Origin of the sequence: Lysobacter sp. CA196, from assembly GCF_052078695.1 — a bacterium.
Taxonomy (GTDB): Bacteria; Pseudomonadota; Gammaproteobacteria; order Xanthomonadales; family Xanthomonadaceae; genus Lysobacter.
Window position 1 is genome coordinate 18,458 of sequence record NZ_JBQJIN010000038.1, and the last position, 22,170, is coordinate 40,627.

At 63.6% G+C, this 22,170-nt stretch carries 9 protein-coding genes; 1 reads left to right on the forward strand and 8 read right to left on the reverse strand.

Going from position 1 to position 22,170, the window contains the following annotated elements; translation table 11 throughout:
• Window positions 1-67: 67 nt before the first annotated feature.
• From ACTOWK_RS21835 to speA, 3 genes are all read right to left on the reverse strand, one after another.
• Complete coding sequence (locus ACTOWK_RS21835; RefSeq protein ID WP_441332193.1) at window positions 68-982, reverse strand: NAD(P)-dependent oxidoreductase; 915 nt, start codon at window positions 980-982, stop codon at window positions 68-70.
• A 243-nt stretch (window positions 983-1,225) separates the two neighbouring features.
• Window positions 1,226-1,459 (reverse strand): YciI family protein, encoded by a 234-nt coding sequence (locus ACTOWK_RS21840; RefSeq protein ID WP_441332194.1) that lies wholly within the window; start codon window positions 1,457-1,459, stop codon window positions 1,226-1,228.
• Between the two features lie 27 nt (window positions 1,460-1,486).
• Entirely contained in the window at window positions 1,487-3,376 is a 1,890-nt protein-coding gene (speA, locus tag ACTOWK_RS21845) for an arginine decarboxylase (protein WP_441332195.1), read from the reverse strand.
• Between the two features lie 303 nt (window positions 3,377-3,679).
• Between speA and speE the strand changes: the two genes are divergently transcribed.
• Window positions 3,680-4,546, forward strand: a complete 867-nt coding sequence (gene speE / locus ACTOWK_RS21850; RefSeq protein WP_441332196.1) for a polyamine aminopropyltransferase — start codon at window positions 3,680-3,682, stop codon at window positions 4,544-4,546.
• Window positions 4,547-4,760: 214 nt separating this feature from the next.
• On the opposite strand, the gene ACTOWK_RS21855 is transcribed toward speE, so the two are convergent.
• The 5 genes from ACTOWK_RS21855 to ACTOWK_RS21875 form a co-directional block, all read right to left on the reverse strand.
• Window positions 4,761-5,279, reverse strand: a complete 519-nt coding sequence (locus ACTOWK_RS21855; protein WP_441332197.1) for a tetratricopeptide repeat protein — start codon at window positions 5,277-5,279, stop codon at window positions 4,761-4,763.
• Window positions 5,280-5,444: 165 nt separating this feature from the next.
• Window positions 5,445-5,912, reverse strand: a complete 468-nt coding sequence (locus ACTOWK_RS21860) for a hypothetical protein (RefSeq protein ID WP_441332198.1) — start codon at window positions 5,910-5,912, stop codon at window positions 5,445-5,447.
• A gap of 1,670 nt (window positions 5,913-7,582) precedes the next feature.
• The gene (locus ACTOWK_RS21865; protein ID WP_441332199.1) at window positions 7,583-11,038 is read right to left on the reverse strand and encodes a hemagglutinin repeat-containing protein; all 3,456 of its coding nucleotides are present in this window, start codon (window positions 11,036-11,038) and stop codon (window positions 7,583-7,585) included.
• Window positions 11,039-11,269: 231 nt separating this feature from the next.
• A complete protein-coding gene (locus tag ACTOWK_RS21870) occupies window positions 11,270-11,731 on the reverse strand; it encodes a hypothetical protein (protein ID WP_441332200.1) in 462 nt (153 codons plus the stop codon).
• A complete protein-coding gene (locus tag ACTOWK_RS21875; protein WP_441332201.1) occupies window positions 11,728-22,134 on the reverse strand; it encodes a hemagglutinin repeat-containing protein in 10,407 nt (3,468 codons plus the stop codon). Before ACTOWK_RS21875 ends, ACTOWK_RS21870 begins: the two co-directional genes overlap by 4 nt.
• Window positions 22,135-22,170 lie beyond the last annotated feature (36 nt).

Consider the following 22,170-nt stretch of genomic DNA (forward strand, 5'->3'; position numbering starts at 1 on the left):
CAACAAAAAACCCGCACGCTGCTGGCAGCGTGCGGGTTTTCGTCATTCGCTGGAACCAGGCCTGCGCTCAGGCCTCGATGCTGGCCGCACTCCCCGGCGCCGCATCCGATTCTTCGACCACCGCCGCCGGACGCGCGCGCTTGAGCGCGATCAAGGCCGAGGTGTCGGACTCGCCATAGCCGCGTTCGATCAGTTCGGCGTAATCGGCCACGGCCTGGTCGATGGTCTGGGTGCGGATGCCGCTGTCGCGGGCGATGCCCTGGACGATGCGCAGATCCTTGAGCATGTGCAGGCACTTGAAGCCGGGCGCGAACTCGTCGCGCAGCATGGTCGCACCGCGCTTGTCGAGGAACCAGTTGCTCGCCGCGCCGGCCATCAGGGTCGGCAGCAGGCGTTCCGGATCCAGGCCGAGCTTCTCGCCGAGCGCCAGGCCTTCGCAGACCGCCTCGTTGATGCCGGCGACCAGGATCTGGTTGATGGCCTTGGTCGCCTGGCCGGCGCCGGTCGCGCCCATGTGGGTGATGCGCGCGGCATAGGTATCGATCACGTCGCGCACGCGCTCGAGCTGGGCTTCGTCGCCGCCGACCATGATCGACAGCTTGCCGTTGCGCGCGCCTTCGACGCCGCCGGACACCGGCGCATCGAGGAAGCCGATGTCGTGCACCGCCAGCAACGCGGCGGCGCGGCGTGCGGTTTCGACCGACACGGTCGAGTGATCGACCACGATCGCGCCGGGCTTGAGCACTTCGGCCAGGGCCGCGACGTTTTCCAGCACGTCGGCATCGAGCGACACGCACAGCACGACCAGATCGCAGTCGGCGAAGTTGGCGGCCGAGCGGGCCGAGCGCACCTCCAGCTCCGATGCCAGCGCGTCGGCCTTGGCCTGCGTGCGGTTGCCGACCGCGGTCAGCACGCCCTTGCTATGCACGTAACGCGCCATCGGCGCGCCCATGGCTCCCAGACCGATTACCCCAGCTTTCATTTCGACCTTCTGCCCGTACGGGCGCTAAATATTGCAAAAGAACATGCTGCCGCGCCGTCGGCGGACCGCCCGACCGGCTGTGGACAGTACCGCGATCCCGCCCGCCCGTCGTGCGACCGGCGTTGCCGGACGACGCCGATGCGCCCCAGTCTGGGTCTCCAGGCTCCCCTGTTGCCTGAACGCGCCGAGCCTCGCGCAGTGAAACCGGCTTGCGCCGCCGAACCCGGCGCGCTCAGCCCGGACTCAGGCCTGCCATTCGTAGACATCGATCCGCGACGAGCCACTCAGGTGCAGCGGATCGCGGAACGCCAGCACCCGGGCTTCATCGAGATCCGACGCGCGCAGCACGTAGGCGCCGCCGCTTTTGTCGCCGAAACCGCCGGCCAGCTCCAGCCGGCCCTGCCCGCGCAGCTCGTCGAGGAAGTCCCGATGCGGGCCGATCTGCGCCGTGTCGAACTGCGGCAGGCGCATGGCCATGACCAGGTAGCGATTCATCGTCATCGTTCAGGCCAGCGGCGAGTCGTCGAGATAGGTGTAGCCGGTCAGGCCGGTTTCCAATGCCTCGTCGAGGCGGCGAGCCTCCTCGGCCGGCAGGTTGGCGGCGGCGACCTTGCTGCGATAAGCCTCGCGCAGGTCGGCGAGCTTGTAGCCGACGTAGTCGAGCATGACGTCGGTGGTGTCGCCGCGGCGCTGTTGGGCCAGGCGATAGCCGTCGCCGTCCACGCGCACTTCGACCGCGTCGGTGTCGCCGAACAGGTTGTGGATGTCGCCGAGGATTTCCTGGTACGCACCGACCAGGAAGAAGCCCAGGCGATAGCTCTCGCCCGACTTCAAGGCATGCAACGGCAGCGAGGTGTCCAGGCCTTCGTTCTCGACGTAGGTGTCGATCTTGCCGTCGGAATCGCAGGTCAGGTCGGCGATCACGCCGCGCCGGCCCGGCACTTCGTCCAGACGCTCGATCGGCACGATCGGAAACACCTGATCGATCGCCCACACATCCGGCATCGACTCGAACACGCTGAAATTGACGAAATACTTGTCGACCAGGCGCTCGTTCAATTCATCGAGCAGATCGCGATGGCTCTTCTCGCTGCCGTCCAGGCGCGCGCGCACCGCATGCGCGATGGCGTAGAACAGATCGTCGATGCGCGCACGATGGGTCAGGTCGATCTGGCCCAGCGCGTACAGCGACAGGCCTTCGCCGTGGTGATGCTGGGCCTCGTGGAACAGCTCCACCGCCGGGCGCTGATCGAGTTCGCCGTGGATCTCGCGCAGATGGCGGATCACCGCCGGCTCGTCGTCGTGCGCCGGCGGCACGCGGCCTTCCGGCGCTTCTTCGATTTCCGAAACATTGGCGACCAACACCGCGTGGTGCGCGGTCATCGCGCGGCCGCACTCGGTGACCAGGCGCGGCGGGGTCAGCCGGTATTCCTGGCAGGCCTCCGCGAGCGGCTGGATGATGTTCGAGGCGTATTGATTGACGCCGTAATTGATCGAGCAATAGCTGCGCGAACGCGTGCCTTCGTAATCGATACCGAGGCCGCCGCCGACGTCCATGTAGCGCACGTTGGCGCCGAGCTTGGACAGCTCGACGAAATAGCGGGTCGCCTCGCGCATGCCGTTGGCGATGTCGCGCACGTTGGAGATCTGCGAGCCCATGTGGAAATGCAGCAGTCCCAGGCAATCCTGCAGGCCGTTGTCGCGCAGTTGCTTCCACAGGTCCAGCACCTGGCGCGGGCTGAGGCCGAACTTGGCCTTGTCGCCGCCGCTGTTCTGCCACTTGCCGGCGCCCAGCGAGGCCAGGCGCATGCGCACGCCGAGGCCCGGCTTCACCCCGAGCGCCTTGGCTTCTTCGAACACGACCTGCAGCTCGGACGGCTTCTCGACGACGATGTAGGTCTCCATGCCGAGCTTGCGGCCGATCAGGGCCAGGCGGATGTACTCGCGGTCCTTGTAGCCGTTGCAGACGATCAGGCCGCCGGGCCGGCTCAACGCCAGCACCGCCATCAGCTCGGGCTTGCTGCCCGCTTCCAGGCCGAAACCTTCGCCGGCGTGCGAGGCCAGCGTGCCGGCCACGCCCTGGTGCTGGTTGACCTTGATCGGATAGACCGCGGTGTAGCCGCCGGCGTAGTCCCAGTCGCGCATCGCCTGGGCGAATGCGCTCTGCAGCTTGCCGAGGCGGTCGCCGAGGATGTCCGGGAAACGCACCAGCATCGGCAGCTTGGCGCCGGCCGCGCGGGCGGCGTCGACGACCTCGGGCAACGCCACGGTCGGGCCGCGCTCGCCGCGCGGGCTCACCGCGATCCGGCCGGCGGCGTCGATGTCGAAATAACCTTCGGACCAGTGGGGGATCGAGTAGGTCTTGCGGGCCTGATCGAGCGACCAGTCGGACATCGGCGTGGTACCGGACAGTGTGGGGAACGCGCATTCTACAGGCCGCACCCCCGGTGGGGACCCGCCGCAGGCGTCGGGGCCGGCCGGATCGGCAAACCCGGGCGATCACGACGTCCGTTCATACGGCCCGTTTCATATGGGTCCGCTACAATCCGCGCCCCCGGCCTCGAAAGCGTGGCCCCGAAACCCGCTGCCGGGCCAGGCACCCGCCCGACCCAAACCAGCGATCACGCGGCACCGGCGCTCGACGCCGTCCCACGCAGCAACGCCCAACCCGCACGGCCTTTATCAGGAAGCAACGGCATGACTACCGAACCGACGTGGCACTACGAAAACTTCGAGCCGACCGGCTCGTCCATCGGCTACCGCGTCACCCGCAAGCTCGATGAAGTCCAATCGCCGTTCCAGAAGATCGAGATCTTCGAGACGACCGACTGGGGCAACCTGATGCTCATCGACGGCGCGGTGATGCTGACCACGCGCGACAACTTCCTGTACCACGAGATGATGTCGCACCCGGCGCTGTTCACCCATCGCGCGCCGAAGAACGTCGTCATCATCGGCGGCGGCGACTGCGGCACCCTGCGCGAAGTGCTCAAGCACGACGGCGTGAGCGAAGCCGTGCAGTGCGACATCGACGAACAAGTCACGCGCATGGCCGAGAAGTGGTTCCCGGAACTGTGCGACCGCAACGACGACCCGCGCGCGCAGTTGCTGTTCGACGACGGCATCGCCTACATGGCCAACCGTGCGCCCAACAGCGTCGACCTGATCATCGTCGACTCCACCGACCCGGTCGGCCCGGCCGAAGGCCTGTTCAACAAGGCCTTCTACGACAGCTGCTTCCGCGCCCTGCGTGAGGACGGCATCCTGGTCCAGCAGTCCGAATCGCCGCTGATGCTGATCGAGCTGATCAAGGAAATGCGCACCGAGATGGGCAAGGCCGGCTTCAAGACCTTCAAGACCCTGCCCTTCCCGCAGCCCTGCTACCCGACCGGCTGGTGGAGCTGCACCCTGGCGCGCAAGCATGCCGATAAGGAGCAAGGTGATTTCGAGTTCCGCGAAGCCGACGCCCAGGCCAAGACCTTCGCCAGCAAGTACTACAACGCCGGCATCCACCGCGGCGCGCTGTCGACCCCGGCCTTCGTAGCCGAGGCGCTGGGCGAGTAAGCCCCGCGCGGCGCGGTGCATCGCGCTTGGCGCAGCCAATAAAAAAGCCCCGCTCGCGCGGGGCTTTTTTATGCTCGAAATCCGCTTCGTATCACGCCCTGCGAAGTCGATAATCGCTGGATGGTAAAGACATCGCCACTCGACGCGATGATATCGCCTGCTGTCGGCCCGAGAGGGGCGGACAACAAATCGCCCTTTGCAGGTCGGCGATGCCTTACTCCTGCGGCTTCACCCCGAGATAGGCACCGGCGACGTACTCGGTAATCCACGGACTGTCGCCCTCCAACTCGAACGCCCGATCGAACATGCGCTCCGCCGTCGCGCGGTCGCCCTGCAGCAGGTAATGCGCACCGATTTCCGCATGCGCCTTCGCGTCGTCGCGGTTACCGGCGATGAAGCGATCGAACAAAGGCTTGGCCTTCGCCCACTCCCCGGCTTCCGCGTACACCCGCGCGATGCGATACACATCGCTGTCCTCGTGCTTGCCCGACAGAATCCCGTCGAACACCGATTGCCCTTGCGCCTTCAACCCGCCGAGGTAATACACCCGGCCGGCCCCGATCCGCTCCCAACTGCCATTCTTGCCGGCCTGCACCAGCGCGACCTCCAGCAATGCCTTAGCGGCATCTTCGGGCGCTTTCTGGTGGTAAGCCGCGGCCGTGGGCTGCGGCTTCTTAGCGGCATGGCTTGCACCGATGCCGGCGCCGAAAAGAACCACGGCCACCGCCGTCATTATGTGTGCCTTCATGCAACTCCCCCTGTTTGGAAACTAGATCCTAGCAGGCGGGGAACCGCAGTTCGACTGAAAAAATATGCGCCTTTGGATAGCACCTATGCTCGATCGAGACCAATTTAACCGACAGCAGCCGGATGGTCACGAGCGCGTTCGCCAAACAAATTAAAGCGCCAGCCGTCCTTCCAGGAAAATTCGCCCTCCGGCCAAATTAAAATCGCCTATCGTGATTTCCTCAATGGCGCGACTTTCACCGGTAGCGCAACAAACACAGGCATAGACCAAAACAGGCGGCTTATAAGCTTTTTGGAAATCACTAAAGCCCAAGCCAACAGCAGAATTTCCTTCGCGTTCCACCCTCAGAAGGCGAACCACTCTAAAATCACAGCGCGCAAACTGCGCCGCCAGCTTCTTCTCAATTGACGCACGCCCCGCGTGGTCAAAATTTCTCCACTCATATGAATCAACCTCAGTAATAGCCACTTCATTCTTTCGACAGCTACTCGCGGAGCAGAGCCCGGCAGTATCCGCATCACCCTCGCCGGAAAATAAAAAATGAGGGAAGACCGATCCACAGGAATCGCAACGAAGCTGCAAAATTGTTCCTTGCACTATTCGAGGCAAGCTGGTCACTTCACCCTCCTCGCATCAAAACGGATCTTTTCGCTGAGCTCGAGCCTCGGGCGACTGGACCACATCATGTAATGCCTCCAACTGAAGCGATAAGCACAGCATCTGAGCAACATCTGACCGGGAGCCGGCTCAGCACCCAGGCGTTACCAAGCGCAGGCCGAACTGCTGCGCGAACAGGGCGCCGGAGTTCATCAAGGCGCGGAACTGGTCTTCGTCGCTGGCGTAGCCGTCGAGAAACGGCGGCCCTCGGCGCCGGATTTACGTCGATCACGAGGAGCTAACAAAAGACAGGAAGTAAGCAACCAGTATCCACGTGATTGATAGTACGAAGACTTCGAGGCGTGGCACCTTCCCAATCGTTATCCAGCGCGCAAGCGCAACTAGCGTCATCAGCGGAGTGATTAATACTGCGGGAGCGAACAACCACTTCTTTAGCTCGTGCAATACTCCACAGATGGATGTATCGCACGAATAGAGGAATGACCCCCCATAATCAATGCTGAAATCGATTGCCATACACAACCAAAAAAGCAAGCAGAATCCCCACAAAGACACATAAATCATTCTTCGCATATTTCCTCCGAAACATCGGACCACACCCTTATTCAAATCAGTAGCGAGCGCAGCTTTGTGCACTACTTCCTGGCCTCAAAGGCGGGCGCGGCCCATAGATCCGCTGGAGTGTTGGCCCGAGCCTACCTAACCGTCGGCGCGGCCGAGCACGGTGCCGACAGCCTCGGTTGACTCGACCTTCGACGTCTGACTCACTGAGCTACACCCCTTATCTAGGCCAGCCCATAGCATGTGTCTTCCGTTTATTTCCGACATCCGTTTGATAACCGACACACTCGACTTTACGCAAGAGCGCCGGCATAAAAACTCATTAACGAATTACAGCGCTAGCCCCTGAATCCGGTAATAGTCATTACAACGTACCAAGCCAGAACCAGGAATTGAATAATCCAAGCAATCAGAGAAAAAATCAGCTCGCGTCTAGACGCCACCACCCCGCCGAGCGCACGAAAATGCAAGAGGATAGTAAGCGCAGGAGTTAGCAATAGTGCACATATCAACGAAATCTTATGCATCACATTTGATAATTCACAGAAAACTTCACTTCCGCAAATGAAACCGTCTAACGTGCCAGACGAAACAAAGAACAACGGCCACGAAACCATGCAAAGCAACCAGAGGAAGTGCGTCGTTTTGGCGCCGCCATTTTTCATATATGTACTCGGTCAAAGTAAAGCGACGCTCTTCACTAATGCCCAGGTGAAACAGAGCTCAAGCGGCAATAGCAGGACAAGAGCAGAATCCACCATCCGACGAGAGCAGACTTATAAACTCTCAGGATCTTATAAAGGAAAGGTTATAGATAAAAGCACTCCAGGCTCCAAAGGCGATCAGAACCTCGATGAATGAAACCACTCTCTTAATTAAGCGGGCCACAAAAATAACACTGATCGCTAAGAGGCCGAAAAAAACCGGCACTTCCAAAGCTTCCTTCAAAACTAGCGCCAACTTGCAAATGCCATGAACACATCGGTACAAGCTGAAGTTATCCGGAAATCGATCGAGCCCAACTCCAAGCCAGTAGATTAAACAAACGACCCATACCGCGATATAGAATTTTTTCCAAGCCACGACACACCTCCCGAATAATAAATTTATCAATCGCCCCTCTGATTCTGCGCCCCTGGCAACTTTCGCGGAATTATTATCCGTCGCCCCTCGCCGCCATATATTCTACGAATTGTCGGCTCTAGCACGCTTTGCAGAGGTGATTGATATGCGTTTTTGGGGACAAGTCCCCGCGCAGTCTGCTTTACATCAGAGATATTTCGAAGCACTGGATTCGCAGTATTGCTCGGCATGACAGATGTGCAATTTTCTCTTAGGCCGCATTCAGAAACCGGCGAACTGACCAACCCTTTAACATCTTGCCCGCCGGCTTGGCGCATAGCTTTCTCGAGAATATTCTTCTGCGCGCTTTCGGCCTCATGACTAGCGACCTCTGTGGCCAGCCTATTGATCTGAGATACCGGCACTACTGGACCTCCCGAGGCTTTTGACGCAGCCCCATATAATACTAACGTATAATCTAAATAGGCTTCTTGATGCGAATATGGGTTATCAGGATCAGGCTGGTTTACCGAATCTCTTGCATGTCCGATCATCGGCGAATAATGCGTCCCATCCCGTTGGACGTGCGCAAAAGAGTCACCGAACGAATGCAGAACTCGCTGAACTTCGGGATCAGTAAGCAACCCAGCCTTTGCTACCGGGTCGCCATCGTACTGTTTGAGCTTCGTTAAAATCGCGGTCACTTCAGCCGCGAGCGTTCGCTGGACCGCAGCGACTTTAGCCGGATCGGTTTCACCATCGAGCAAATGTATCCGCTGCTGCTCATCCCCGGAATCTAAACCTGCGAATATAAAGTTATCTATCGTCATCGCATTGCGTTTATCCGTATCTGGCGACCAAGCGGCCAGAGCAACAGCTTTCGCATCCGTTTCTGAAAATCCAGCCAAATACAGCACCGTCGCCATGGTCGAGTAATGCCCCACCTCGCCCCAATTGTTGTCCACTGCATTCTGCGCTGCAGTTCCACTGGCAATCAGGCTTGAAATATCACTTCCGAACGCGCCCAGCGTCGCACCGCCGATCCCAACGATTGCGCTGACCGTCGACTTCTCCTCTGCGCTTAAATCCTTGGCTTCCTTTCCGTACAGATATTGAGCCAGGGCAGGTGCCGCCGCTTCGGCGCCGCCAGCGGCAATGCCGGCGATCAAGGCATTGTTGCCTCCGGAGGCGGCTACCGCGGCACCCAAGAGGCTGTGGACGAGCAGGTGCGTGGCGCTTCCTTCTTCGCTGCGGCTGCCACCGTCCACCATGTTCTTGGCCGTGTTGTCCTTGAAGTACTGTCCGACCAAGTACGAAGCACCGGGGGCCAAAGTGCTGGCGGCCACTCCGGCTGCACTGTTGGCCGGCGTAGAAAGGCCTCCAGCAATGGCGCTTACTAGCACCCCGACTTTCTGCAAACGCTCGACCTCCCTCTGAGCATCCAGTGCCATCGCCAGCAATTCGCTCCTTTGCGCACCGCTCAAGTTCAGATCCGGGTCTTTCAACGCTGCGTTGGCATCCTTCTGGCGTTGCCTGGCGTCATCGATGGAGGCATTTATTTCGTTGCGCACGCCCTGTTGCGTACGATCGAACGTCTGCGTCACCTGCACCTGCAGATCGAGTTCCTTCTGAACGACGTCGGCATCGAACTTGTTCACCAGTGCGCCGCTGTTCGCGGCCACCGTGTCGGTACCTGTCGTCGTCGCGACCTCTGCTTTGATCTGTTCGGCCGTCTTTCCTGTCGCCGCCTGGCCGATACCATCGGTGATCGTGATGTTCCGAGTATTGATGCCGCTTGCAGTGACGCTGTTCTGGCTACCGTCATCGCTCCCGAAACCGAGCGACTTGTTAGCGGACGTGCCGCCCGCCTTCCCGTCCGCTGAGCCTTGCGCCGTTTGGTGTTTGCCTTGCTCGCCATCGCCATTCTTGCCATAGCTGCCACTCACCCCGAACGCTGTGCCTTCGTACTCGGCTCGGTTCCTGATATCGCTCGCCGTCAGCGTTCCAGTCGTGAAGCTGTTACGACCCGCATCCTCGGCAGTCTGGGTACTGGTGATGATGCCGCCCTTCAGGTCGGTATTGCCCCTGACATTGACGGCATAGCCGCCGTCGCCGGCCAGGATGCCGCTTTGCTCGGCCACACTGGCATAGTTGGAGTCGACTTTGGATTGGCTGTAGCTGGCACTGACTGAGGCACCGAAGCCGACGGTGACCTGCACACTGGCATCCATCTGCTTGCTGGCGTAGGACTCGGTGTCTTGCAGGCTTTCGATGGCTAGTTGGGCCGCATCCACTTCCACACGATCGCCAAGGACTTGGCCACCGCGGATCGTGGTAGCGCCGCCACTGGTCAGTGCAGTCGTGCCGCCACCGCCCACGTGCGAATTGACGTTGGTGACCGTCTTGCCATCGCTGTGACCTTTGCCTGCGTTGACGCCTGCCGTAATTCCGGCGCTCATGCCGCCCGCTCCGACGCTGATTCCGACGCCGACATTCCAACCGCTGGAGCTGTTTTCCGTGCGCTGCTCGTGGGTGCTCTGAGCCGCCAGGATGTCGATGGCGTCGTCGGCGTACAAGCCTGTTCCCGTCCCGCCAATCACCTCTGAACCGGAGACTCGGATATCGGAGTCTTGGCCCGCCCCCGTCGCAACGATGTCCACACGCTCCCCGGCGTTAACGGAACTGCCAACTACCTCGCTCGAACTGGAAGTCAACTCGCTCTTGGACCGCTGCTGTCCCACCGTAATGGAGACACTGGCCGCCTGACCGCTCATCGCAGCGCTGGCTGCGCCCGCCATTTGATATGCGTTGTAGGCTGTGTTGGCCGCCGCCATGGCGTTGATCCTGCCGTCCTTGCTTTGGCCCACGGTCTTGGCCGAGCCGTATGCGGCCATTGCTGCATCCACTATCGGAGCGGAGGCTCCGACGGTCAAACCACCTTGCTTGGTCTTGGTGACTTCGTGATACGCCGAAGTGTTGTAGGCCTCCTCGATATTCACGGCTTGCCCCAGGATTGCTACGCCGCCTTCGGGCGACGAAACCGTTGAGCCTTGAATGTGGACGGTACCGTCGTTGGCCAGAATCGTGGTATCGCCCAGCAGGCTGCCGACCATAGCCCCTCGTACGGTGCTGCTGCTCGATTCCGTTTGAACGTCCTTCTTCTTGCTGCCGATCGTGAAGCTGGCGCCGCCGTTGCCGAATACGCCGGAAGTCTTCTTGCTTGAGGCGTGCGCCGAGGTCGACTCGTCCGTCGCGTGGACGATCTCAACGCCCTTGTTGCCTGATATGACCGTGCCATACGTACTGACCACGTCCGAACCTTGAACGGTCACTACGTTCCCGGCTCTTATCGCCACCTTCTCGCCACTAAGCGAGGTGCCAATGGCGTAGCTATCCATCGCCTCGTCGTGCGTCTTTGTGGTCGTACTGGATAGCGTGCCCTTTTTCTTGGTCGTGCTGTCCTGCACGTAATCGTGCTGCTCCTGCGCAGCCGTCAGATTCACATCGCGTCCGGCCGACAGCGCGATGCCGCCGCTGTGGCGCCAACACGGTGGTGCGGGTGCCTTCGGGCATGGTCACGGTTGTTCGACTAGCCAGACGATGTCGCTGGTCAGTTGCGCCATCTGCGCCGCGGTCAGGGCGATGCCCGGGCGCAGGCCGAACTGCTGTGCGAACAGGGCGCCGGAGTTCATCAAGGCGCGGAATCGGACTTGGCGCGCAACCACTGAAAGCAACTACATTGCCAGCAAAAGCTCTCTTTTTTTAGCTACCACAGCGGCCCATTCAGTGCTCAATAGAACATCATCCTCAAGGGCCATTGCAGTATTTCCGTCTTCCCCGCAAATACAATAGATTTGATTGGCAACATCCTCCGTCAGGATATGCTCAAAATCAAACGACCCTTCAAACGCAAACCAAACGAAGGACGCCCCATCTGCAAAAGCCCACTCTATACAGCGATTCAAATATCCAGCTAAAGAGTCTGGAAATTGCTGTAACTTGATCTCGTAATGTACAACCTCCCGCCCCTTGAGAATCCCGCACTCATCCTCGAGCCGGAACTTAGCCGAGCTTTCCGAGAGGAGCCTCCGCTTTTCACCTTCACCTCCTTCCTGATTACAGCTCATGTAGACGCAATACATGCCAATTGCAATATCCACCCCACTCCAAGAAAGCGCCTCGGCGACACGAGTCATTTATTTATCCCCCATTGAGCCATCTGATTTTTATCTGGCACGATTGCAGACAACACCCTTCCATTATAAGGGCCTTCTTTCGCAACAAATACCACAACGGGCTTTCCTGCAACCTCTCCGACAAAAGCCCTGGACTGAGTAACACCCAACTTCCAATCAAATGTAGCTGTCGGAGCCTGAAGAATTGGGGAGGTGAGAATTTCAAACTGACGAGCACGACCAGACAATGCACCTGCGTTCTGGATAAGCCCTTCATCAATCAGATGCCTCATTGCGTGCCCACCACCCGAGCGCATCCCCTGGTACGCGGATGAAACGGTTTCGCTTGTGAAATATGAGGCCTTTACGGGGTGAGGAGATGCTGATGTACCCGCCTCACTATCCGCAGCAGCACCTGCAATGGGCGAAAAGGGCTTGTTGACCTTGCCTATCTCTACCCACTTGCCATTTACAAGCTGCACTAACTTACCGCCAACCACGCCCGTAGCTCCTCCGACCACGAAGGCACCTGCCTGCCCCCCCATGAACTCGCCGGCAGGCCTTAAGTGTCCCTGTTCTCCAGCGTTCGCAATCGCACGCATATCTTCTTGAATGGCTTGTCCAGTACCCACCGGATCGTTAAAAAATCCAGTGATGCCGTCCCACATGTTGCTCAACGAATCCAGCGGATGCGCAATGGCATAGACCGCATCTCCAGCTCTATCGGCCGCGCCCCTACCCACGCCTAAGAAATAGTCGCCCGCAGCCGCCAGCCCGAGGCTAGGTGGAGGTGTGGTCATCTGCGGATTAGCACTGAAAATCGTCGCGTCTTGGCGCTGATACCCAACCGCAGTAAACAACGGGACATTACTCCCCCACTGATCTTGGCCAACGCTATAGCGTCCGACGCTATCGGCGTAAGTTTTAAGGTAGTTGGCTGCCGCTTGATCCCATCCCCCATCAGCTGCGGCGGCTGCGTCTACCATGCGCAACAGCTGGGCTTCCAGAGTGTTACGGGCCTGCTCGATCGTCATGCCATGTGCCTTGGCATACTCTTCGGCCAACTCTTCCCGAATGATTTTTTTCTCGGTCGGGTGCAACTGCCGGTTGTACTGATCCCCAGCCAGCGCCGCAGCAGCGCCGCTGCCGCCACCGATCAGGCCTCCCAACGCGGCGCTGCCGAGTTCCATCAGCATGTCGAAGGCGGCGCTGCCGTAGGCGATCTTGTGCTGATCCAGGTATTCCGCCATCGCGCCCTTGGCGCGCTCGACGCCTGCGGCGCCCAAGCCGGCGCCTAGCACGTCGCCGCCGCCCAACACGGCCGCGGCGGCAGCGGTCATGCCGTGCAGCAGGGCTTTGTTCGTACCGCCGTCACTCCAACTATTCAGACGCGTGGTGGCTGCGTTGATCGCTGACTGATCGCCCGCGGCTTCTGCTGCCCGCAAGTCGGCCACCGCGTCTTGCTGCATTTTATCCGCGAGTGTTCCACTCACCTGCATGCCGACCTGCAAGGCTGCGGTACCGGCCTCCATCCGCTCGCGGACCTGCCTCTCGTCGAAGATCGGCTTCAGTCCGGTCTGCTGCAGGCCGGTGATGCTGCGGTCGAGCTTGGCGACGGCGCTGTCGTCGCCGCCACGAATATCGATCGTGCCGGCGCTGATGCCGCTGCGGGTGACGCTGCTGGCGTCTTCCTTCTGCGGCATGCTGAGGTTCAGCGAACCGCCATTGGTGCCGACCGTGCCGCCGATGCTGGTCGCGCTGTACTTGGCGGAGTTCTGCAGATCGGTGGCGATCAACGCCTGGGTGCTGAGGCGGTTCTTGGCCGCATCGGCGGTGCTGGCGATGGCCGCGCCGGTGAGGGTCGTGGTGCCGCCGACCTCGATATCGAAGCCACCCTTGCCCGCGGCGATCCCAGTCTGCTCGGTGACGCTCTTGTAGTTGCTGTCGACCTTGCTCTGGTTGTAGCTGACGCTGGCGCTGCTGCCGAAACCGACCACCACTTGACCGCTCGCCGACTGCTCCTTGCTCTCGTAGCGGTCGGTGTCCTGCTGGCTGATCAGGTTCAGATCGCCGCCGACGCGGGCGATGACCTGCTCGCCCCGCGCTTGCGCGCCTTGCAGGGTGGTGTTGCCGCCGCTGCGAAGCACGAGGGTCTTGGACGCATCGATGGCGGATTCGGCGTGGGTGACGCTGTCGCCATCGGCGCCGCCGCGGCTGGCGTTAGCCTCGACATAAAAGCCCATGCCGCTTTGGCCGATCAAGACGCCGACGCCACCACCGCCGCTCTTGCTGGTCGAATGCTGACTGCTGGTTTCCTGCGCCGACTGCAGGGTCAGGTTGCGCGCCGCATCCAACAGTACGTTCTGGCCGGCAACATGGCTGCCGGTAACGGTCAGATCGCCCTCGGTGGCCACGATGGCGACGTCGCCGCCGCTGCGGATGTTGCTGCCGCGCTGGGTCGTCTGGTCGATCACGGTCTTGCCGCTCGAACTCTGGCTGCCGATGCCGAGCTTGAGGTTGACGGCTTCGTTCTGCGGACTGCCCTGCGGCCCGACTTCGGAGTGCGCTGCGTTCTTGCCGGGGTTGTTGGCGGCCGCCTGATAGGCGTTGTATCCGCCGCCGACCGCAGTGGCGGCGTTCAATGCCCGAGTGCGGCTGTCGCCGCTTTCGTTCTTACTCGCACGCTTGCCGGCTTGGTAGGCGCCCATCGCCGCGTTGACCGCAGTGCCGCTCAAGCTCAGCTCCAAGCCCGACTGCTGGAACTGGGTCGTGTGGGTCTGCTGCGACTTCTGCTCGGCGGCCTCGATCGTCACGTTCTTGCCGACGATGCTGGTACCGGTCGCGGAAATCACGTCGGTGCCGCGGATCTTGACGTTCTCGCCGGCGACCAGGGTGACCTGACCGTCGGTGCTACCGAGCACGGTGCCGACGGCTTCGGTCGCGGTCGTTGTTTGCGTCTGCGCCATGCTGCGGCTGCCGACCATGATGCCGACACCGCCTGTGCCCATCAGGCCAGACTTCTTTTGAGTCTGGCTGTGTTCTTCGCTGTAGGTGGATTGCGCCGCATCCAGGGTCAGATCGCGGCCTGCGGCGACCAACACATCGCCGGTGCCGGCAACCTGGGCGCCGTGGGCGGTCACATCGCGACCGGCCGAAATGGCGACCCTGTCGCCGCTGAGCGTGGTGCCGACGGCGAGACTCGCATGCGACTCATCATGCGTCGTCTTCTTACTGCTGCTGAGGAACCCGGACTTCTTGGTCGTGCTGTCCTGCACGTAATCGTGCTGCTCCTGCGCAGCTGTCAGATTCACATCGCGCGCGGCCGACAGCGCGATGCCGCCGTTCTCACTGACGGCCGACGCGGCCTGCAGGGTGATGTCCTGGCCGGCCTGCATGGCGATATCGCCACCCGCCTTGATCGTCGTGCCATGCAGTGTCTCGTCCTTGGCATGCAAGGTCGTACGGGTCTTGCCGTCGCTGTAGTAACGGTCGGTGGTGTCGGTCGTCGTAAGGGTAGTGCTGACGATGTCGCGCCCCGCAACCACGGCCGCCGACTTCCCGGCTTCCAGTTGCGCCGCGGTGAGCTGCACGTCGCGGCCGCCCGAGAGCACGAGGTTGCCGCCGGCACTGACGCTGGCCACATCCAGCGATTGCTTGGTATCGCGGTTCTTGCCGAAGCCGGTAGTCGTGGTGTCGCCGACGCGCGAGGCGATGCTGAGGTCGCGGCCGGCGCTCAGGGCGGCGTCGCCGGCGCTGCGTACTTGGGCGGCGCCGAGCACGGACAGGTCGCGGCCGGCGCTGGCGAGCAGCACGCCGTTCGGGTTGCTGACGTAGAGGCCGGCGAGGCGGTCGGGGGCGTAGTCCTTCGTGCCTTCGACGATCAGGTCGCGGCCGGCGCTGACGACTAACCGGTCGTTGCCCTGGATGATGCCGCCGCGGTTGATCAGGTCCTGCTGCGCGCGCACGGCGACGTTGCCGCCCTGGATCAGGCCGCCGAGGTTGCCGATGTTCTGCGCGGTGATCGCGACCGCGGTGCGGCCGGCGATGCGGCCGCCGTTGACCAGGTCGCCCTGCAGCTTGAGCTGGGTCGCATCGCCGGCGATCAGGCTGCCGTCGCGGTGCAGGTCGTCGTTGCGCACGCGCACGTACACCTGCGGCGCGAGCACGGTGGTGCGGGTGCCGTCGGGCAAGGTGACGGTCTGTTCGACCAGCCAGACGATGTCGCTGGTCAGTTGCGCCATCTGCGCCGCGGTCAGGGCGATGCCCGGGCGCAGGCCGAACTGCTGCGCGAACAGGGCGCCGGAGTTCATCAAGGCGCGGAACTGGTCTTCGTCGCTGGCGTAGCCGTCGAGGAAGCGGCGGCCGGTGAGCTGGGCGATCTGGTCGCGGACCAGGCGTTGCTCGTAATAGCCGTCGCCCAGACGCTTGTGCAGGTTGGCCGGATCGGTGCCGAGCAAGCCGAGCAGATAATCCGAGCCCAGCCAGTTGCGGTAGTTGGCGAAACGCGAATCGGTTTCGACCAGATAGCCACCACCGTTGAGGATGAGGCGGAACAGGCTGCTGCTCGGCAGGCCGAAGTTCGCCGGCAGGGTGCGGATGGTCGCCGGTGCATTCGCGGTGCCGCCGGCCACCGCGCCGCCTGCGGCAGCGGACGCATTCGGTGCCGGATTGGCGGCGACTTCGATCGCTGCGGCGCCGGGCTGCAGCACGAAACTGCTGCCGCCGCCGGCGTTGCTCGCCGCGCCCGCGTTGAGGTTCAGCAGCACCGACGGGGCGACGACGCCGGGCGCGTTGCGGCCGAGGTTGAGGTTGCTGATGTCGCCGGTGTCGATCGTCAGGGTGCCGTTGCTGGTGATCGAACCGCCGAGTTGGCCGATTTGCTCGGACAAGGACGGGTTGCTCCAGGCCCGCGTGGTGCCGTTGTAGCCGTGGCTGACGTTGTTGAAGTCGTAACTGCGATATAGCGTCTGGCCGACATTGGTGACCTGGCTGGCGCCGCCGTGGCCGGTGATGCTTAGATCGCCGCCGGCGGCGATCTGGCCGTAGCGATTGGTCAAATCGTCGACGCGCAAGGACATCGCCCCACCCGAGCGGATCACCGCGTCGCTGCCGATGCCCGCTGCGATCGCGTCCTCGGTGACGGCCTGGGTGGCGATGCGGTATTCCTCGTTGTCGCCCAGGCTTCCGCCCCCGGTGCCTTGCGGCACCAGCAGGGTGTGGTCGGGGTCGTCGTAGTCGAACGAGGTCCACAACTGCACGCAGTTGCTGGCGCAGGTGCCGTAGGCGTTGGAGTAGGCCAGGTTGTCGCTCTGGTAGACGAACCCCGGCGAACCCGGCTGCGGCTGCGACAGTTCGGCGAAGGGATCGTCGCTGCCGCCCTGGTCGGGATTGGACTGCGCGTCCTGGCGACCGGTGTAGTAGATCGTCACCGTACCGTCGACGCCGCCCAGGCGCGAGCGCTCGGCGAGCGCGGCGTACATGCCGCCGCGGGCGAAGTAGTAGGCGCTGGTCTGCGCGGTCAGCCGCACCACCGCCTTGCGCAGCATGACCCCGTCCGGGGTGATGTACGGCGTGTCCGACAAGATGTCGTTCGGGTCGAGGTAATACACCTCGTAGGCGGTGTAGTTGCTGCTGCTGCGGATGTTGAGGGTGGCGTTGCTGCCGTTGTTGCGCCACTGCGGCTGGTCCAGGCGCACCGGCGCGCGGGTGGTGGTGGACTGGGTGATCGAGACGTTCTCGCGCACGTTGGCGATGGCGGTGGCGTCGATCGCCAGTGCCCCGGCGACGTCGATGATGGCGCTGGTGTTGTTGACCGCGCTGGCCGTGCCGGTAGCCAGGCCAGCGGCGTCGAGCGCGCCGCCGATGGCCGCGTCGCCGCCGCTGTAGATCAGGCCTTCGCGGCGGTTGTTGAGCACGCCGGCACCGATGTCGAGGCGTTCGCGGGCGGCGATGGTGCCGGCGCGGGTGACGCCGCCGACAGTTTCTTCGAGGTTGTTGATCTCGCCGGCGCCGAGCGCGAGGTGGTCGCCGTAGAGGCGACCGGTGCCGAGGTTGTCGATGCGCGCGGCGTCGATGCGGGTGTCGGCGCTGTCGATCAGGCCGCGGTTGGTCACCGTGGTGGCAACGCTGATGTGCGCGCTGCCACCGGCGGCACTGATCTCACCGTTGACGGTGTTGTCGAGGGCGTTGGCGCTCAGCGCCAGATCGCCGCCGGCGCCGATCTTGCCGGCGTTGCGCAGGTCGCCCTGGGTCGACAGCGACAGGTCACGATTGGCCAGGATCGTGCCCTGATGGTCTAAGCCGTCGACGAGCGCGATCGACGCATCCAGGCCCGACTGCAGGCTGCCGGTGCCGTCGAGGCGCTTGAGCTGCAGGCTCAACAGTTCGCCGGCGGCGATGCTGCCGCCGTTGTTGTCGAGCGTGCGGGTATTGCCGGCATCGCGGATATCGACCGTGCCGCCGGCGCTGATCTGGCCGCCGACGTTGGCGACCGCGCCGCCGCCTTGCAGCAGCAAGGTCTGGTCGGCACTGAGCACACCGGCCGTGTTGTCGACCCTGTCGGCGGCGATGGCGACGTTGCCGCCGACCACGCCCTGGTTGGCGCCGAGGGTGTTGCGATTGTCCAGGCGGGCCGCGCTCAGGCTCAGCTGCGCCGCCGAGCCGATCAAGCCGGCCTGATTGTCGATGAGGCCGGCGCCGGCATCGAGGCGGGTATCGCCCAGCGCCTGGATCTGGCCGCCGCGGTTGTCGATGCCGCCGGCGCTGAGCGTCAGCGTGTCGCGGCCGCCGATCTGGCCGCGGTTGACGATACTGGCGGCCTGCAGCGTGGCGGCGCCGCCGGCATAGACGGTGCCGGCGCTGTTGTTGAGTGCCCCGGCACTCACCTGCAAGGTACCGCCGCTGCTGATGCCCTTGTCGCCACCGCTGTTGGCGTTGTCGAGCGCCTGACCGTGCGTGTCGATGGCCAGCGCAGTGCCGGCCTGGATCAGGCCGGCGTCGTTGCTCAAGACGCCGCTGTCGATGCGCAGCGTCTGCGCGCCGGCGATGCGGCCGCCGTCGTTGTCGAGCGCGCCGTTGCCGGCGTCGATCGCGACCGTGGCGCCGGCGATGTCGCCACCGGTGTTGTCCAGGCCTTGCGAATTCAGGTTGATCGCGGTGCCCGACTGGATTCGCCCGCCGACATTGGAGAACGCTCCGGCGATGTCCAGATCGACCGCGTCGTCGATCGAAGCCAGCACGCCACCGTCGTTGTCCAGGCTGGCCGCGGAAACGCCGAGCGCCTGCTGGGCGACGATGCTGCCGGCGTTGTTGTCGAGCGCACCGGCGACCGACAATGCGGCCGTCGCGCCGCTCTGGATCTGGCCCTGGCGGTTGTCGAGCGCGCCGGTGGTGACCTGCATTGCCGTGGTGCTGGCGATCACTCCGGCCTGGTTGGCGAGCGTGCCGGCCTGCAGTTGCAGATCGCCACCGCTGGCGATGCGGCCGGCGGCGTTGTCGAGCGTGCCTTGCACTTGGAGCAGCGCGCTTTCGCCAGCACTGAGCTTGCCGCCCGCGGTGATCAGGTCGATGGCCCGCAGATCGACGCGTTGACCGTAGGTATCGCCGCCGCGAAGGTCGGCCGATTGCGCGTCGATGTTCAGTCGACCGTTGCTGGCGATCTTGCCGCCGGCACCGTCGATGGCGACCGCCTGCACAGCGAGCGTGCCGGTGCCGGCGTGCTCGATCGTGCCGCCGCGGTTGCGCAGAGTCGTGGCCTGCACACGCGTGTCGCCGCTGGCCGCGATGCGGCCCTGACTGTTGTCGAGGGTGTCGCGGATGCCGAGCGTTGCGGTATCGCCGGCCTGCAGCGTGCCGCCGACGTGGTTCAGCGCGTCGGCTTGAATGCCGATCTGGCGCGCATAAGTCTGGCCGCCGCTGAGGTCGACCGCGCCGCCGCGCAGGTCCAAGGCACCGTTGCTGCCGATGGTGCCGCCGGCACCGTTCAGGGTCGCGGCCTGGATCGCGAGGGTGCCGGCGCCGGCGTGCTCGATCGTGCCGGCCTGGTTGCTCAGCACGGCGGTGCTCAGCGTGGTGTCGCCGTTGCTGGCGATGCGGCCGCCGGCGTTATCGAGCGCGCTCGGCGCGGCGATCGACAAGCCACTGGCCGATTGCAGACTGCCGCGCGCGGTCGACAAGGTGTCGACGGCGATATCGACGCTGCGCGCGAAAGTCGTGCCGGCGCTGAGGTCGACGTTCTGGCCGCGTAGCAGCAGGTTGCCATTGCTGCCGAGGGTGCCGCCCGCGCCCCGCACGGTGTTCGCTTGAATCGACGTCGTGCCGGTGCCGGCGGATTGCAGCGTGCCGCCGGCGTTGCCGAGGCTGTCGACGGCAATACTCAGATCGCCTTGCGTCGCGATGCTGCCGCCGTCGTTGTCGAGTCGGCTGTCCACCGTGAACGTGGCCACGCCACCGGACTGGATCGTGCCACCGCGATTGTCGAACTGGCTGGCGACGAGGTCCAAGCCGTTCGCGCTCAAACTCGCGCCGCGATGATCGACCACGCCGGCATGGAGCTGCAGCGCGCTGGCCGTGGCGATCTGCCCGCCCGGGCCGTTGAGGCTGCCGGTGTTCAAGCGCATGCCGGCGCTGCCCGCGTGCTCGATCCGTCCTTGTTCGTTGATCAGGCTGCCGGCGTCGAGCTGGAATTGGACGGCATTGGTCGCCAGGCGCCCGCCGCTGTTGTCGAGCAGGCCCGCGACCTGCCAATGGCTGGCCTCGCTGCCGCCGTGCAACCACTCGCCACCGCGGTTGCTGAAGGCCTGCGCGGTCAGGCCGAGCGTGCCGCCGACACTGAAGCGGCCGGCATCGTTGGCGAGCGTGCCGAGCTGCAGTTGCGCCCCGCCCTGCACCGCCAGGGTGCCGCCGCGATTGCTGAGGTCGCCGCCAGCGACCGTCAACGTCGACAGGCCCAGTTCGCCGCCGTCGTTGTTCAAACCGCTGTGCGTGTTCAAAGCGATGCCGCTGGCGGCGACGATCGCGCCGGCATCGTTGTTCAACAGCCCGCCGATACGCAGCGTGCCGTCGGCCAGTGGCACGACCGGCGGCGGTGCCACCGTCGGTGCGCCGGGATCGCTCGGCGGGGGCATGCCACCGCCCCCGCTCGTGCCGCCGGAGCCGGTAGAACCGCCGCCACCAGCGGACAGCTCGGCCAGGCCGATGCGGCCGTCGTCGCGATTGCTCAGCGCGCCGGCATCCAATCGCAAGGCTTGCAGGCCGGTTTGCTCGATCGAACCTTCGCGATTGACCAGGCTCTGCGCGCTGAGGTCGAGGCGACGCGCGTTGAGCGTGCCACCGCTGTTGTCGAGATCTTGCGCCGTGCCGATGCGCAGCTCTTGGCCGGCGCTGATCGTGCCGGCGTTGGCGATGCCGCCGCTCAGGTCGAGTGCGGCATTGCTCTGCGCCTGGATCTGGCCGCTGTTGCTGAGCCGGCCGTCGGCGCTAAGGGTCAGTTCGCCGGCCTGCGCTCCGAGCGCGCCGGCATTGCGCACGCCGAGGCCATGCTCGGTGCCGATCAGAGCGATCTTGCCGGCGTACATGCCGCCGAGCGCGCCGACGTCGAGCGCGAAGGCGGGCGCCGCACCGCGGCCATTACCCGCGACGATGTTCGCGTGATCGGCGCTGACGGTGTTGGCGCCGACGGTGACGCGCAATTGCTGCGCCCACACCCCGGCGTTGACCTCCAGCGAGCGCGCGATCAGGTCGGTGTAGTCGGTGCCGGTCGCATCCAGGCCGGCACCGCCGATGCGGATCGCGCCGGCTTCGACGCGGTAGCCGTCGAGATTGCCGCTGTTGAGCATCGGCGCGCCGGTGGTCAGAGTCGCCCGGCTGGTGTTGATGAAGCCGCCGCCGTCGACCTGGATGCCGGCCGGATTGGCGACCACCACCTCGGCGCGCGGCCCGGCGACTTCGACATAGCCGTTCAAGTGGCTTGGGTTGGCGCTGTTGACCTCGTTGAGGATGACCCGCGCATCGCCGCCGGCAAGCCAGGGGTTGCCCTGCACCCAGCCGCCGAGCTGGGTCTGCACGTTGCTGCGCGAGTTGTTGAGGATCGCGCCTTCGCGATTTACATCGAACTGGCTATAGGTGTTGCGCGACACACCGGCCGCACTCGGCGTCTGGATATTGACCAGCGGCACGCCGTTCGGCGCCTGCAGCACGGTCGGACGCTGATTACCTGGCGCATTCGGGTCGGCCACCACCTGGGCGAGGGCCGGCAAGGTCGTCGCGAAGCCCAGCGCTATCCACAAAGCGCAGGTCATCCACCGCAGGCCCGGCGCCACGGTACGGCCGCCAGTGCTGCCGCCGCTCGGCGAGCGCACCAATTCGGAGGCAACTTGCCAGATGCCGAGGGCGCAATTGAAGACCAGACGGTAGATGCGGTTCATGGCGTGCTTCCTTGGCTGCGGTGCTGCCGGATCGGG

Bases quoted from the DNA above. Each gene is read 5' to 3' on its own strand.
- ACTOWK_RS21835 (WP_441332193.1), bottom strand. From the start codon at position 982: ATGAAAGCTGGGGTAATCGGTCTGGGAGCCATGGGCGCGCCGATGGCG.
- ACTOWK_RS21840 (WP_441332194.1), bottom strand. From the start codon at position 1,459: ATGGCCATGCGCCTGCCGCAGTTCGACACGGCGCAGATCGGCCCGCAT.
- speA (WP_441332195.1), bottom strand. From the start codon at position 3,376: ATGTCCGACTGGTCGCTCGATCAGGCCCGCAAGACCTACTCGATCCCC.
- speE (WP_441332196.1), top strand. From the start codon at position 3,680: ATGACTACCGAACCGACGTGGCACTACGAAAACTTCGAGCCGACCGGC.
- ACTOWK_RS21855 (WP_441332197.1), bottom strand. From the start codon at position 5,279: ATGACGGCGGTGGCCGTGGTTCTTTTCGGCGCCGGCATCGGTGCAAGC.
- ACTOWK_RS21870 (WP_441332200.1), bottom strand. From the start codon at position 11,731: ATGACTCGTGTCGCCGAGGCGCTTTCTTGGAGTGGGGTGGATATTGCA.
- ACTOWK_RS21875 (WP_441332201.1), bottom strand. From the start codon at position 22,134: ATGAACCGCATCTACCGTCTGGTCTTCAATTGCGCCCTCGGCATCTGG.